A 289-nucleotide genomic window follows, 5' to 3' on the forward strand; every position below is an offset into this window, starting at 1 on the left:
TTTAATGGCCAGTTCGAGCGGTGCGACTGAAATAACGGCACCAAGGTTACCTACTACGTAGGTAATGCTGGATAACCGGGTATATTGAGAGTTTTTAAACGCCGCTGCCTGAAAAACCAGTGCGCCTGAAAGCATCGGAGCAAGCGCAAGCCCAGATAAAAAGCGCCCAATGCCAAACAATAATGCCGAATTGGCAAAGCCCATCAATAAGGCGCTGATAACGGTTAATAGCATACCAGAAGCCACAATACGTACTGGCCCAAATCGATCGTTCAGCGCCCCGCTGATT

Annotated in this window: 1 protein-coding gene; it reads right to left on the bottom strand. The window is 48.8% G+C overall.

Annotation, left to right across the window (positions count from 1 at the left end; translation table 11 throughout):
- The coding region (locus K6T82_RS24210; RefSeq protein WP_223711597.1) for an MFS transporter at positions 1-289 on the bottom strand (289 nt) is incomplete at both ends.

The organism is Flavobacterium potami, from assembly GCF_020026915.1.
GTDB lineage: Bacteria > Bacteroidota > Bacteroidia > Flavobacteriales > Flavobacteriaceae > Flavobacterium > Flavobacterium potami.